The sequence below is a fragment of the Chryseobacterium tructae genome, from assembly GCF_030409875.1.
GTDB lineage: Bacteria > Bacteroidota > Bacteroidia > Flavobacteriales > Weeksellaceae > Chryseobacterium > Chryseobacterium tructae.
The window spans coordinates 2069146-2084184 of sequence record NZ_JAUFQR010000001.1 but is presented as its reverse complement, the minus strand read 5'-3'; the positions used below and the strand labels follow the sequence as shown (position 1 = coordinate 2084184).

Annotated in this window: 11 protein-coding genes and 1 pseudogene; 1 reads left to right on the top strand and 11 read right to left on the bottom strand. The window is 35.5% G+C overall.

The genetic code is table 11. The features are described from left to right. Positions 1-300 precede the first annotated feature (300 nt). Entirely contained in the window at positions 301-1431 is a 1131-nt protein-coding gene (dnaN, locus tag QWZ06_RS10290; protein WP_123856442.1) for a DNA polymerase III subunit beta, read from the bottom strand. A 253-nt stretch (positions 1432-1684) separates the two neighbouring features. On the opposite strand from dnaN, the gene QWZ06_RS27815 reads away from it, so the two are divergent. Beyond that, positions 1685-2221, top strand: coding sequence for a diacylglycerol kinase (locus QWZ06_RS27815; protein ID WP_435384117.1), 537 nt, complete (start codon positions 1685-1687; stop codon positions 2219-2221). On the opposite strand, the gene QWZ06_RS10280 is transcribed toward QWZ06_RS27815, so the two are convergent. From QWZ06_RS10280 to purB, 10 genes and pseudogenes are all read right to left on the bottom strand, one after another. After that, entirely contained in the window at positions 2139-2597 is a 459-nt protein-coding gene (locus QWZ06_RS10280; protein WP_290297776.1) for a GyrI-like domain-containing protein, read from the bottom strand. The two genes, QWZ06_RS27815 and QWZ06_RS10280, sit on opposite strands and share 83 nt — an antisense overlap. Positions 2598-2842: 245 nt before the next feature. After that, positions 2843-3187: a gamma-glutamylcyclotransferase family protein gene (locus QWZ06_RS10275; protein WP_290297774.1), complete on the bottom strand. Its 345-nt coding sequence runs from the start codon at positions 3185-3187 to the stop codon at positions 2843-2845. Further along, entirely contained in the window at positions 3187-3816 is a 630-nt protein-coding gene (locus tag QWZ06_RS10270) for an SGNH/GDSL hydrolase family protein (protein ID WP_290297771.1), read from the bottom strand. The genes QWZ06_RS10275 and QWZ06_RS10270 overlap by 1 nt, the downstream gene beginning before the upstream one ends. Before the next feature lie 396 nt (positions 3817-4212). Beyond that, a complete protein-coding gene (locus QWZ06_RS10265; protein WP_290297768.1) occupies positions 4213-4629 on the bottom strand; it encodes a barstar family protein in 417 nt (138 codons plus the stop codon). 56 nt (positions 4630-4685) lie between these two features. Then, positions 4686-5387 carry a DUF3667 domain-containing protein gene (locus tag QWZ06_RS10260; RefSeq protein ID WP_290297765.1) on the bottom strand — a complete coding sequence of 234 codons (702 nt, stop codon included), beginning with the start codon at positions 5385-5387 and terminating at the stop codon, positions 4686-4688. Positions 5388-5492: 105 nt separating this feature from the next. Beyond that, a pseudogene (locus QWZ06_RS10255) lies at positions 5493-9187 on the bottom strand (phosphoribosylformylglycinamidine synthase). A gap of 148 nt (positions 9188-9335) precedes the next feature. Further along, positions 9336-10760, bottom strand: a complete 1425-nt coding sequence (locus tag QWZ06_RS10250) for a serine hydrolase (protein WP_290297763.1) — start codon at positions 10758-10760, stop codon at positions 9336-9338. A 157-nt stretch (positions 10761-10917) separates the two neighbouring features. Next, positions 10918-12345: a serine hydrolase gene (locus QWZ06_RS10245; RefSeq protein WP_290297760.1), complete on the bottom strand. Its 1428-nt coding sequence runs from the start codon at positions 12343-12345 to the stop codon at positions 10918-10920. 5 nt (positions 12346-12350) lie between these two features. Then, the gene (locus QWZ06_RS10240) at positions 12351-13325 is read right to left on the bottom strand and encodes a WG repeat-containing protein (RefSeq protein WP_290297758.1); all 975 of its coding nucleotides are present in this window, start codon (positions 13323-13325) and stop codon (positions 12351-12353) included. A 46-nt stretch (positions 13326-13371) separates the two neighbouring features. Further along, positions 13372-14799 carry an adenylosuccinate lyase gene (gene purB, locus QWZ06_RS10235; protein ID WP_047096071.1) on the bottom strand — a complete coding sequence of 476 codons (1428 nt, stop codon included), beginning with the start codon at positions 14797-14799 and terminating at the stop codon, positions 13372-13374. Between the last annotated feature and the right edge of the window lie 240 nt (positions 14800-15039).

Sequence of the window (15039 nt, the reverse complement as noted above, 5' to 3'; positions counted from 1 at the left end):
CTGAATGAAATGCCCCCTTGCAAACGAAAACATACAGCCTTATAATCCTTTTTTGCGAACTTAGCGCTTAAACAAGATTATATTACTGAGTTTTTAACGCAAGGAACGCAATGGTTTTATAATGATAATGTATAATTTAAGGGCGCAAAGGCGTTTCACTTAGCGATCAGCATCCTGAATCCATCTTTGATGCAACTTAACTTTTCTTAAAATCTTCATATTTCTTAACGTTCAATATTTTGACTATAAAAAACAAAAAAAGCCGGATTACTCCGGCTTTTACTATTTGTCATTCTAATCTTACAACCCGATTACCGGCATTGATAACATTAAGATATTTTCGTTTTCTTCAAGACCATCAAGCGGTTCAATGATCCCCGGTCTGTTTGGCTGAGACATTTTCATGGTAATATCATCAGATCCCAGGATTGTCAACATTTCCGTTAAAAATTTAGAGCTGAATCCGATATTGATATCTTCTCCGTTGTAGTCACAAGGAATCTGCATATCTGCTTTGTTTGCATATTCAGTATCTTCTGCATGAAGGTGAAGAATATTTCCTGAAAGCTTAAATCTTACCTGGTTGGTAGATTTGTTAGACATGATAGATGCTCTCTTGATTGCTCCTAATAGAAGGTTTCTGTTGATGGTTAATACATTTGGGTTTTCTTTAGGGATTACCGCTGTATAGTTTGGATATTTACCGTCAATCAGTCTACAGATCCAGATATGTTTACCGAAAGTAAATTTAGCCATATTCTCATTGAAGTCGATTTTCACGTCTTCGTTAGAACTTGCCAGAATATTTTTGAAGATATTCAAAGGTTTTTTAGGCATGATAAATTCCATTGGTTCAGCATTCATCAGGTCTGCTCTTTTGTAAACAACAAGCCTGTGAGAGTCTGTAGAAACGAAATTGGTTTCATTTTCTGTAAACTGGAATAATACTCCCGTCATTACCGGACGAAGTGAATCGTTACTGGTGGCAAATAATGTATTGGTTAAAGCTTCAGACAAAACTCCAGCCGGCATTACCACGCTTTGAGAAGCGTCGAATTCTGGCAATTCAGGATAGTCATCAGCGTTATCTAATGCTACTGCGAAATTATCTTTTTCATCTAAAATCTCAAGCTGGCTTCCAGTTCCTTCTGCATTGTCCTTTACAACAAATGTTAAAGGCTGTTCTCCATATGTCTTGATAAAATCTTGAAAAATTTTAGCAGGAACAGCAAATTTACCTGAATCATCAGACTTTACTTCCAGAGAAGTTACAAGAGTTGTCTCGCCGTCAGATGCTGTAATGGTAACATTATTTCCGTCTAATTCAAAAAGATAGTTTTCTAAAATCGGTCTCGATTGAGAGCTTGATATTACGCCACTTACAGTTTGCAACGCCTTCTGCAGTTCACCACTTGAAATAATAAATTTCATAGATTTATAAAATAAGTTTCTACAAATATAATAAATACATACAACAAAGAAAAGAATAATCCCGACGAGTTTTGAACAAAGATCGTCAATGGGGTTTCAGACCCGATATTACGTTCTGGTTTCCATAGCGGTATATTTTTGTATCAAAATATTGACCACTGAATATATTTTAATCTTAATAATCCAAATATAGCAGATTAGCGGCAACAATCAAAATACAAAAGCTATCTTTGTTGAAAAAAGTAGAAGAAATATGCGAAAACCTCCCCTTCATAAAAGTTTTCTGAATGCTTTCCGGGGTGTTTTTGTCATGATAAAAACGGAAAGAAATTTTCAGATTGAACTTCTTGCTTTTTTTGTTAACCTTTTTCTTATTTTTTATCTAAAGCTTACTTTTACTGATGCGGCACTTATTCTTCTGGCTTCTGTAGCTGTTTTAAGTGCTGAAATTTTCAACACAGCCATCGAAAGATATGCGACATCATTCAACCTGATTTTGATAAAAGAATCGGCTTTATTAAGGACATTGCAGCCGGTGCCGTTGTACTTATTGCCATTACCTCTGCAGCTATTGGAGTTCTTGTGTATTGGAAGTATATTTTTTAACCACCCCGTCAAATCTTTGATTTGGCAATCCTCCAGAGGAGGGGAATATTACGTCTTCAATTCAAAAGGTTGTCAAGATAGGAGACTTTGTTTTTTGAATTTTATTTCACTGCAATTAAAATATCAACTTCTGCATCGGAAGGATTTTGTGCTTTTTCACCATACATTTCAAAATCAGCTGTAAAGGTTCTGCCCAGATCCATATTCCAGATTTTAAACCATTCATTGATTACCAGGCCTTCTGCAAGATTCCCTTTTGTGGTAAATTTCACATAATCTCCTCCATTAAAAGACTTTCCGATCATTCCATCCGGAATATGATCAAGGTTTTCTACCTTACAGCCTAATAATGTAGTATAGGGCTTTGTATGATCCTTTTCATAATCTGTATAGATGGAATAAACCGTATTATCTATTTTGTTGGGGATGTTATCCAGTATATTTTCTTTTATAAACTTCTCCCATAATACCGGAATATCTTTGGCTGCCTGTTCACTCTCATTGGTTGTTCTTACTGCAATACCGATTACCTTAAAAGGTTCCACTTTTACGTTGTTCATTTTATAATTTTTTGTTGTAAGCCAAAGATAGAGGGAAGTTGTGACAACTGTTTGTCAGGAGAGATCGTTAACATTCATGATTATTGCTACTGGGAACAACAAATAAATTGATTTTTATATTTTTAAAATTCTCGCAGATTTGCAGATCAGGCAGATTTTTTATGTTTTGGCTAAAGCCCGTTTCTATTGATATTGATATATTCAGATTCACAAATGTTGTTTAATAATGAATAGGATATTTGCTGCTATTTTCTGGAGGAGGCAGCCACGTAGATAAATCCTTTTTTTCCAGATTTAAATACGGTTTCAATTCTCTTGTAGTCGTCTACTTCATATTCATCTGCCTGAAGGATTTCTGCTTCAGTCACTTCAAAAAGCACTCCTTCCACTTCATCATCATTGTTTTCAGAAAATTCAAGGACAGGATGGTATTTCTGGCCGCTTTTTCGTAATACTTCAGGGTCTGTAATTTCAAGCACACCTAGTCTATATTGGGATAAAGTGTCTTTTTCACCCTGCAAAATCCGTCCGAATGTTTCGATTTGAACCTGTTCTTTCTGTAAGGTTCCGTAAGAAAATAAATAGGGCATTATAAATATTTTTCAATGATTGGAATGGCAATTTCGGCCATTATTCCATAGCCTTTTTCGTTGGGATGAACTCCGTCTGCGGACAGCAAAACTTCTTTATCATCCAATACTGCGTTATAAAAATCAATATATCCTAAAGAATAGTCTGCTGCAATGTCTTTGAGAATCTGATTGTAAACAATCACTTCCTGATTGGATCTTAGCTTTCCTGAGCTCACTACTACTCGATCTATATTTTTAGAAACAGGGAGAATACTTACCAGGAAAATATCATTGGAAAACTTTTTCGCATGGTGAACAGCCGTGATGATGTTATTTTTAAATTTTTCAGGATTCACAACCTGTATTCCTTCTTTTATAGCAAGGTCATTCGCTCCATAGCTTATGAAAACTAAGTTTCCATCGGCAGAATTTCTTGCCTCTAATTCTACAGGCATTCGTTTCAACAAACCTTCTGTTGTTTCGCCACCGATTCCTAAATTGAATAGAATCAGTTCATCACCATTTCCTTCATGGAACTGCTGTAGTGCATACCTCTTTAAAATATCTACCCAGCCTCCAAAAACGCCATCATACTCACCATACGTTATACTGTCTCCAAAGAACAGTCCATATATAATTTTCTTCATTCAATTAATCCTATTGTTTTCTGATTTTAACCCATCACAATGTATAGATCAGAGTTTTAAAATAATTTTCAAAGTAAGATAAAAATCTGCTAAATCCGCCTAATCTGCGAGAGATTTTTTACTATAAAATCGTGTTGAAAGGATTTAAACCATTAAGAGTTTTTAAGGGATTAAGAAATGCCTTTGCGAACAAAAAATATTCACTCTCATTATGACTTTCCTGCGATCTTAGCGTTTAAATCATAATCAGTAGAAGTTTTTGTTTTTAACGCAAAGTCTTTATCATTATTCTACAGACCTTAGGAGGCAAAGGAGGTTTTAACAAACGTGATGGGATAGATTCGTATAGATTTATGATATTTCAAACCTTATAGGTTCAATTTGAAGGGATACTCATCAATCCAGCGTCAGAGTAATATTTGGATGGGATTCAATAATTTCTATAAGGATTTCAAACAATATTTGTCCTTTTCCTTCATTCAAATCATCCAGTTTTTGCTGAATAAGTTCTATGTTAAATGGTTTTCCCTGCCTGATTTTGTTTTCGTAAAATTTCTGAGTAGCTTTTAAGCCTAAATCTTCCTTTGATCTTTGTGAATCTTTCCAAATGATTTCAATTTCTTCTTTATTTTCAAAGACTCCAAAACCTCCGTAAAGAATATCATCAAAGCCGTCTAAGGTTCCGACTTTCCAATCTGTGTCTTTCATTAATACCTTGGAAACTTCTTCGTAAAAACCTTCTAAAGATGAAAAAAGATCACCATGGATGACGATCATTTTTCCTGTATTGTTATTTGAGGTATTCAATTTCATTTTTAATGATAGGTGATGATTCTTAAAATGTTGTAGTTTTCTTATTAAAATACATTTCACTTAAAAAGATGGATCAGGTAAGCCAATAGAATCAAAGTGTATTTGTAGGTAACAACTCCTAAAAATAAACAAATTAAACTTTTAACGTAATTTAAAAAGACCTTTTCTCCAAAAAACTGCCCTATTGCACATACAAAGTAAATCTGAAGCAAAAACACCCCAATTTGGGTGATCATCAACAGGCCAGTAAGCTTTGTGAGCAATAGAAAGAATAGAAGTGAAATAAAAAACACGCCAAAAATATAGGACAGTAATACGAAGATCTCAAATAAGTTATATCCCTTTTTGTAAAAGAATAATTTCGTCCATAAAGCCATAAAAAATCCAATGATCAAAGCAGAATATGCAAGATGAGAATCTATCCAGCTATTGATCGCTTCGGTATTTATATTATTTTCCCATTGTTTCGTTTCCTCAAATCCTTTTATATTAAATATAAGAACGTCAATATGCAATAAATGAATAATGAAAGTATAAAGAACTGCTGCGAAAACTAAAAACACGATTGGTTTCACATATTTTTCACGGTTTTCTCTAAGATATTCTCTTACGGCTTTTCCCGGGCGTATCAAAACTTCTTTAAAAGTAAAAGGAAAGCCTTTATCAAAATGTAAAAGGTGTTGTATCTCGTGGGAGATGTAATGGGCATCTATTCTTTTGATTTCTTTTTGGGGTTCAGAAGAATGGTCTTCGTTCATCGGTTATCGTTTTGTTTTCTAATTGTAATGGTACAAAAATATAAACTTATTGATTAAATAGTAAAAAAAACCTCATAGATATTGAAATTCTATGAGGTTGATTTTTTATTTGAAGTATTCTACACCGTTTTTGAATATATTGTGATAATTCGCGGTTGGTATATTTTTCATGAGACCATCCGTAAATCTTTCCGGGTGTCCCATTCTGCCGTAGATCTTTCCACATGGGCTGGTAACGCCTTCAATTCCAAATAACGAATTGTTAGGATTAAATGGCATTCCGTGGGCAATATTTCCATCGAAGTCGATATACTGCGTTGCAATCTGCCCGTTTTCATATAACTTCTTGATTTCTTCTTCTGAAGCCATGAAACGTCCTTCTCCGTGAGAAATCGGAATAGTAAAGGTCTGACCTTTCATTCCTTTTAACCATGGACTTTCATCGTTCACTACTTTTACAGTTACCATCTGAGAAATGTGTCTTCTGATCGCATTGTGAGCCAATGTTGGAGAGTTTTCATCCAGATCCTTGATTCTTCCGTAAGGTAATAATCCAGATTTAACCAAAGCCTGGAACCCGTTACAGATCCCGATAATCATCCCGTCTCTGTCTAATAATTCGTGAACTGCATTTCTCATCTTCTCGTTCTTTAAAACGTTGACAATGAATTTTGCAGAACCGTCAGGTTCATCACCTGCTGAGAAACCACCTGAGAACGCTAGGATCTGAGAAGTTCTGATCTCTTCTACCCATGCATCAATACTTTCATCCAACAATTGATGGCTGATGTTGATCAAAGGCAGGCTGCTTACCACAGCTCCTTCTTTCTGGAATGCGTTTAGGGTATCATACTCACAGTTTGTTCCCGGGAACACCGGAGCAAATACTTTAGGCTGTGCAATTCCGTGTTTTTTGATGATGATATTTCTTGGATTGATTGAGTTTGATTTTTCATCAATTTCAACCGTGATCTTTTCTTTTTCTGTTGTTGGGAAAAGGTTTTCGAATGTACCGGTGTAAGCAGATACAAGATTCAAGATGCTGGACTCAAGACCATTGATCTTTAAAATGCCAGAATCTTTTACTTCTCCGATTAACTGAAGAGATGCATTGCTTAGTTCTTCTTTAGTTTCGATGATTAAGCTACCGATATTTTTAGCTAGTAAAACACTTTCATCAGCGTTGATCTCGGCTCCCAATCTGTTTCCGAAGCTCATTTTTGCTAATGCTACTGCGATACCACCATCTTTTACTGTTTTTACAGAAACGATTTTTCCTGATTTGATGTTTTCAAAAATGAATTCATACACTGCTTTTAAAGCATCATAGTTTGGAAGACCGTTTTCCTGAGCGACATGATTGAAGAAATATACTTTGTTTCCTGCTGCTTTAAATTCAGGGGAAATGATATTTTGTTTTTCTCCGTTAGCGCATGCAAAAGAAATTAATGTTGGCGGAACATTCAGATCCTGATAGGTTCCACTCATGGAATCTTTACCTCCAATCGCCGCTAATCCAAGGTTGATCTGTGCATCATAAGCTCCTAGAAGAGAAGCCAAAGGTTTGCCCCATTTTTCAGGTGCCTGACCTAGCTTTTCGAAATATTCCTGGAAGCTTAATCTGATGTTTTTATAATCACCTCCCATTGCTACAATCTTCGCAACACTTTCTACTACAGCATAAGATGACCCCAGTAATGAGTTTTGTTTTGAGATTTCAGCATCGAATCCCCAACTTGCTAAAGATACTGTTTTGATATCTTTTGCTCCTAAGATTGGTAGTGTCTGAACACTTCCTTCCATTAGGGTTTGTTGGTATTTTCCACCTAAAGGCATGGCAACAGTTGTTCCTCCTACTGAAGAGTCGAACATTTCCAATAATCCTTTTTGAGAAGCTACGTTTTTATCTTTTAAGGTATTTACGAAGTTTTCTTCGTTGAAAGCCTTAGTTTCTGTTTTTACTTCTTCAAGATGGTTGATTTTTACCTCCTGAGATTTTGAACATCCGTTGGTATCAAGGAATGCTCTTGAAAGGTCTACAATTTTGTCTCCTTTCCAGAACATCTGCATTCTTCCTGAATCTGTTACTTTTGCTACTTCTACAGCAACAATGTTTTCAGCTTCACAGAATTTGATGAACTTTTCTTTGTCTTTGGATCTACCACAACGGCCATTCTTTCCTGAGATTCAGAGATGGCTAATTCTGTTCCGTTTAATCCCTCGTATTTTAATGGTAATACATCAAGGTTTACTTCTAAAGAGTCTGCAATTTCACCGATCGCTACAGAAACACCTCCTGCACCGAAATCGTTTGATTTTTTGATTAATCTTGTCAGTTCAGGATTTCTGAATAGTCTTTGGATCTTACGTTCTTCTACGGCATTTCCTTTCTGAACTTCAGAACTCATGGTATGAATAGAAGTTTCGTCCTGTTCTTTTGAACTTCCGCTTGCCCCTCCTACTCCATCACGGCCTGTTGCTCCTCCTAAAATAATGATAGAATCACCATTTGCTGGTTTTTCACGTCTTACCCAGTCTACAGGAACTGCTCCGGTAACAAAACCTACTTCCATTCTTTTGGCTTTATAGCCTTCGTCGTAGATTTCAGAAACCATCGTGGTTGCAAGACCGATCTGGTTCCCATAAGATGAGTATCCGTTCGCAGCTTGCTTGGTAATCGTTTTCTGAGGTAATTTCCCTGGTAACGTTTTGTCTACCGATTCTAAAACGTCTGCAGCCCCTGTTAATCGCATTGCCTGGAATACGAAAGATCTTCCTGATAAAGGGTCTCTGATGGCTCCTCCTAAACAAGTGGACGCTCCTCCGAAAGGTTCAATTTCCGTTGGGTGGTTGTGTGTTTCGTTTTTGAATAGTAAATACCAAGGCTCTTTCTTCCCGTCATATTCTGCTTCGATCTGGATGGTACAAGCATTGATCTCATCAGAAATGACAAGGTTATCAAGGTTCCCTGTTTTATGGAAATATTTACCACAAACTGTCGCTAAATCCATTAAGGAAATAGGCTTCAGCTCACGGCCTAAGAATTTTCTTTTTTCGATATAGTCATTGAAAATAGTATCCAATGTCTGTTTGAATTTCCCTTCAAACTGAATATCTGACAATTCTGTTTCGAAAGTCGTGTGACGACAGTGATCGCTCCAGTACGTGTCTAATACCTTCAGTTCTGTTTCTGTAGGGTTTCTTTCTTCAGTTTTAAAGTATTCCTGAATAAATTTCAGGTCATCTAATCCTAATGCAAAGCCGTGATTGTTATAGAAGTTTTCAAGTTCAGCATCGTTAAAATTGATGAAGTTTTCGTGGATTAATACTTTTGAAGGGGTTTCATCAGCAGGAATATCCAACACAGAAAGGTCTTTTTCTTGAGATTCTACTTTATTGATCAAAAGGTCTTTGATTTTCACCAAATCAGCTTCTGTAACTCCTTCAAATTCGATCAGCTTTCCACTTCTTACTTTTGACTTTTCATTTTCTGTCAATAAAGCGATACACTGTTGTGCAGAGTCTGCTCTCTGATCGTACTGACCAGGCAGGAACTCCATTCCGAAGTGGATGCTTGTTGCAGGGTTTTCTGTATGTAAAATATCAGTAACAGGGTCTACGAAAGTATTGTTTACTACTTTTTCGAATTCCCCATCCTTCAAATTAAAAATGTCATACACATTGTAGACTTTCACATTTTGAATTGCCGGAACAACTGCTTTTACTTCATCAAAAATTTTTGGACTTTCAACATCGAAAATTCCTCTTTTTTCTACGAAAATTCTTTTGTTATTAGACATTAGATGTCAGATTTTAATATTAGATTTATTTTTCTTTTTACTTTTACTGAGTCAGAGCAGTATTAGCTCATCTTTAGGCGTTATCATCCACCCTTATATTATTGAGTACAAATTTACTCTTTTTACTTTCTTTTTCCTCAATCTTTTTTTATAATACCAATGCAAGATGATTATATTTTGAACCATCACTATTGGATGCATTTCTGGGAGCTTCCATCCAACCTTCTTTATTCAGCACAAATCTAAAAGAATAGGTTTTTCCTTTTTCAAATTGAGATACCGGAACTTCCAGTTCATAATGGTTTTTATCTTTTTTTACCATCTGGTAATCTTTATTTTCAGCATTCCAGTCGTTAAAACTTCCTGCCACAGCGACTGTGTGAAGAAGGTCTGCATTTAAATTTGTAGGATGGGTGTAAGTGAAAATTACTTTATCACCTTTCACTGAATATCCATACACCTCTTTCTTATCGGATTTTGAGATCAGATCACCTACTAATCTTGTAGTTCCGTTATAAATTGTATTATAGATTTCAGGGCCGTTGATATTCACAATGATACAAACACCTATGTTCAGCTCCGGAAATATAGTAAACATGGTATTTGTTCCATAAGACCCGCCATGCTTGAATCCTCTTTTCCCATTGTCTGTAATAAAATTCTTATCCCACAAATAGCCATACCAGCCTCCTTTACTGTTATTAAGGTTTCTTTGTGACTCCTGTACTATTTTATTTTTTGAATCCAGTTCTTCTTTTAAAAACTTCATCATATCTCCCATTGTAGATTCGGTTTTTGAACCTCCGGATCCCCACAGCAGACTTTTCGAAACCGGCATCAGTCGGTAATTCTCGTGATATCCGCTGGCCTGCACTTCCCCTTTTCCAAGTTCCAGTTTGGTATGGTTCATTCCGTTTTTTGAAAAGATATTTTCTTTCAAAAGGGTTTCGTAACTTTTCCCATATATATTTTCCAGCATAAGGCCAACCAGCTCCAGACTTAAATTGCTGTATTTATATTTTGTTCCCGGCTTCATATCTAATTTGACGTTGGCCAGATCTTTTTTAAAGTCTTCTTTTGTGTATCCTTCACCAAGCTTATCATATAAAAAAGGAGTTTCATCTGTCATGTTTTTCCTTAATTCATCATCATTAGGAAGGTTTCTCGGCAAAGCGGTTTCATAAGAAATCAAATTTCTTACGGTAATCGGAACGCCATCATATTCTAAATTGGGATAAGATCCTTTCAAATATTTACGGATATCATCATCCAGTTTTATTTTTCCTTCCAAAACTGCCTGAGCCAATAATTGACCTGTAAAAAGCTTAGTAACTGAAGCTATTGCAAAATACGTATCATCATTGGCTTTATTTCCTTTTCCTTTATCTATTTCACCATAGTGCTTGGTATACACTTTTCCATCTTTTATAACTCCGATGGAGACAGAATATGCTTTGGATTCTGCTGCAACCTTTTGAGCTGTGGCATCTATGATTGAGTAAACTGCTTTTTCACTTTGTGCATGATGTTTTACAAATGCTAAAGCGAATACAAATAATAAGAGATTTTTCATGGTATTATTGATGAATTTGTTGGGTTATCAGGATGTTTTTTTTAAATATTTTCCGGTTTGTCTTATTTCTTCTTACCGCTATCTTTTGAAAGAAATCATTTCATTTTCATCGTTTATAAAATCCCAAACTTCTGATACTTTCTCCTCCATCTTTTTCTTACAATACTAATGTCAGATTATTATCTTTGGTACCATCATTATTGGATGTTTTTTTAGAAGCTCCTATCCATTCTTCTTTATTTAATACCAATCTAAAAGAATAGGTTTTCCCTTTCTCAAAACGAGATATTGGAATTTCCAATTCATAGTGGCTTTTATCCTTTTTCACCATCTGGTATTCTTTATTTTCAGCATTCCAATCATTAAAACTTCCTGCTACTGAGACCGTATGAAGAAGACTTGCATCTGAATTTACAGGATGGGTATAGGAGAAAACAACTTTATCACCCTTCACAGTATATCCATATACTTGTTTTTTATCTGAAGTTGAAATAAGATCATCTACTAAGCTGCTTGTGCCGTTATAAAGTGGGGTAAATGTTTCCGCTCCGGTAACATTTACAATGATGCATACTCCGAGATTCAAATCGGGAAATACTGTAAACAGGCTGTTTATCCCATAAGATCCACCATGTTTAAATCCTCTTTTGCCATGTTCCGTAATCCAATATTTATCCCAAAAATATCCATACCAGGCTTCTTTGCTATTATCAACATTTCTTTGAGATTCCTGAACTATTTTATTTTTTGAATCCAGTTCTTCTTTTAAGAATTTCATCATATCTCCCATGGTAGATTCGGTTTTAGAACCTCCTGCTCCCCATAAAAGACTTGTTGAAACCGGCATCAGACGACCGTTTTCATGATATCCATTGGCCTGTTTTTCATTTTTATCAAGTTCCAGTTTGGTATGATCCATCCCGGTTTTTGAAAAGATATTTTCTTTTAAAAGGGTTTCATAACTTTTTCCGTACATATTTTCCAGCATAAGACCTGTCAATTCAAGGCTTAAATTACTGTACTTATATTTTGTCCCTGGTTTCATATCTAGCTTTACAGTAGCCAGGTCTTTTTTAAAGTCTTCTTTGGTATATCCGTCATTGAGCTTCTCATAAAGAAAAGGGGTCTCATCGTTCATGTTTTTTCTGAGCTCATCATCAATAGGAAGGTTTCTGGGCAAAGCAGTTTCATAAGAAATTAAGTTTCGAACTTTGATAGGAGTTCCATCATATTCTAAGTTTGGATATGACCCTTTCAGATATTTTCTTACATCATCATCAAGATTTACTTTCCCTTCCAGAACGGCCTTAGCTAATAACTGCCCCGTAAAAAGCTTAGTAATAGAAGCTATGGCGAAATAAGTATTATCGTTTGCTTTATTCCCTTTTCCTTTATCTATTTCACCAAAATGTTTGGTGTAGATTTTTCCATCTTTTATAACCCCAACAGAAACTGAGTATGCCTTAGATTCTGCGGCAACTTTCTGAGCTGCAGCATCTATGCTTGAATACACTTTTTTCTCACTTTGTGCATGGTTCATTACAGACACCACGGCAAAAATAAATACAAGGATATTTTTTCTCATTAAGTTTAATTCTGGTTATTTTTGAATTTGTTCGGGTTATCAGGATGTTCTTTTTGAAATTGTTCAGCTTGTTTTATTTCTTCTTTCAGCCAATTTTCGAAAGGAAACTCTTTCTCATTACCCGCTTTTATGGCATAAAAACTCTTTCCATCTTCTGAAGCCAAAAATTTAAAACGGTAGAGCATCCCCAAACCGTACTTTGTATAATCGTATGTGTTGACCTGATAATAAGGAAAGTTTTCTTTTGGCTTTTCTACAATTTCAAAAAATAGTTTTTTTTCTTTTTCAGGGATTTTATTGTACTGATTTACATAATAAAGATCTGATAGCAGTGCATTCTGTTTATCAAAAAACTGAAGAATCTTTTTTTCTTTCTCGTTGTATTGAAAAGGATATGGGTAATATTTCCCAACAATTTTCACATCATTTTCTGAGTATGTTGTCAGAGGCTTCACCGTTTCTCCTTTTGCATTCATCATTCCCCATTTCTCACCTGGTACTTTTATATAGCCACCTTCATTATTTCTTTTACATCCATCACAAAATTGAGCATATCCATACGTAAAATGGTTAACAAAATCATGTTTGGGTTCAATAACTATTTTTCCGTTTCTATCTACAAAACCGATCTTTCCGTTTTTAACGAAACGCCTTACTCCTTCTATAAAATAGTCAGGGCCATTATCATATAAGAATGGGGTGTAAAGAAAATTTCCTTTTCGGTCATAAACATATCCCCAGGTATTTTTTTGAGACCTCTCGCCTTTTTTCTCACCGTCAAAAAGAATTGTCTCTCCTTCTACCAGATCCCCATCTTCAAGATCTGAGTAAATTTTAAATTGTGCAGGGACGATAATATCTCCTTTGTTGTTTTTCACCCCAACTAAGGATTCTTTGGTTTTAAAATATCTTAAAACTTCCTTCTCCTGAGAGAAAGCAAGTACAGGGATTACTGAAATGAGTAAAAGGGCTTTGTTCATGGTTGGTTTAAAATAAAAAATGCAGCCCAAAAGGCTGCATATTGTTTTATACTTTAAGATCAGCTTCTAATCCTATCAAGTCTTTATTCTGGTCTATAATCGGCTGCACTTCATTTTTGACAAATTCTTCTGTCTGAATCGGTGCGAACCCGATAAAGTTCTTCGGATCTAAAACTTCTTTTAATTTTGATTTATCTAATTTTAAAGAATCATCGTTTAAGATTCTTTCGATCAGGTCGTTTTCTTTTCCTTCTTCCTTTACTTTCTTGGAAGCTTCCATAGAATGAACTCTGATTACTTCGTGAATTTCCTGACGGTCACCTCCAGCTTTCACTTCTTCCATGATGATGTATTCTGTTGCCATGAAAGGAAGTTCTTCTTCGATGTGTTTGTTGATTCTGTTCGGATATACTACGATTCCGTTCATAATATTGTTCCAGATTAATAGGATCGCATCAACAGCAAGGAATGCCTGAGGAATCGTTAATCTCTTGTTGGCAGAGTCATCCAATGTTCTTTCAAACCATTGTGTAGAAGCTACCATTGCAGAACTTGTCGTTAGAGACATTACGTATTTTGCCAATGCTCCAATTCTTTCACTTCTCATTGGGTTACGCTTGTACGCCATTGCCGATGAACCGATCTGGTTTTTCTCGAATGGTTCTTCAATTTCCTTAAGGTTTTGAAGTAAACGTAAATCGTTGGTGAATTTATGTGCTGATTGAGCGATATTTCCTAATAAAGCAACTACTTTAGCATCAATTTTTCTATCGTAAGTCTGTCCGGAAACTCCGAAAACTTTTTCGAATCCGAATCTTTTTGAAAGTTCTTTATCTAAGTGTTTTACTTTAGAATAATCTCCATTGAACAGTTCAAGGAAACTTGCAGCAGTTCCTGTAGTCCCTTTCACTCCTCTGAAACGTAGTGTTTCTAGGAAGAAATCTAATTCTTCAATATCAAGAACCAAACTCTGTAACCAAAGGGTTGCTCTTTTTCCAACTGTTGTTAATTGTGCTGGTTGAAAGTGTGTAAATCCTAATGTGGGAAGGTCTTTGTACTGAATTGCAAAGTCTGCTAAGTTCTTCATTACGTTCACCAACTTTTTCTTCAGGATTAAAAGTCCGTCACGGATTTGAATTAAGTCTGTGTTGTCTCCTACAAAAGCTGAAGTAGCTCCCAAGTGAATAATTCCTTTTGCTGAAGGTGCTACATCCCCATACGTGTGAACGTGAGCCATTACATCATGACGGAATTTCTTTTCGTATTCTGCTGCTTTATCGAAATCGATATTTTCAGCATTAGCCTTTAATTCAGCGATTTGCTCGTCTGTAATTTCCAGCCCTAAGTCTTTTTCGATCTCTGCTAAAGCGATCCAAAGCTTTCTCCAGGTACGGAATTTGTTATTGTGTGAGAAATTAAATAACATTTCTTCACTGGAATAGCGCTCTTCCAATGGATTTTTGTAGGAATTCATTCGTTCTTTTACTTTTTAGATGTACAAAAATACGGTTTTTCGGTGAGAGATAAAAATGTAGGATTTATGATTTTTTTATGGTTTTTTTTATGGGTTTGAAAGGATTTGTGAGACAGTGGTTAATAATATCAGTTTTTTGTGCTGTAAATAGGGAATCTCTTTTGGATTTTTGGATCGTTTATTATATTTGTTTTGAGGTCAATATTGTTCATGTGAAGTGAGTCTGAATCTATAACCTTA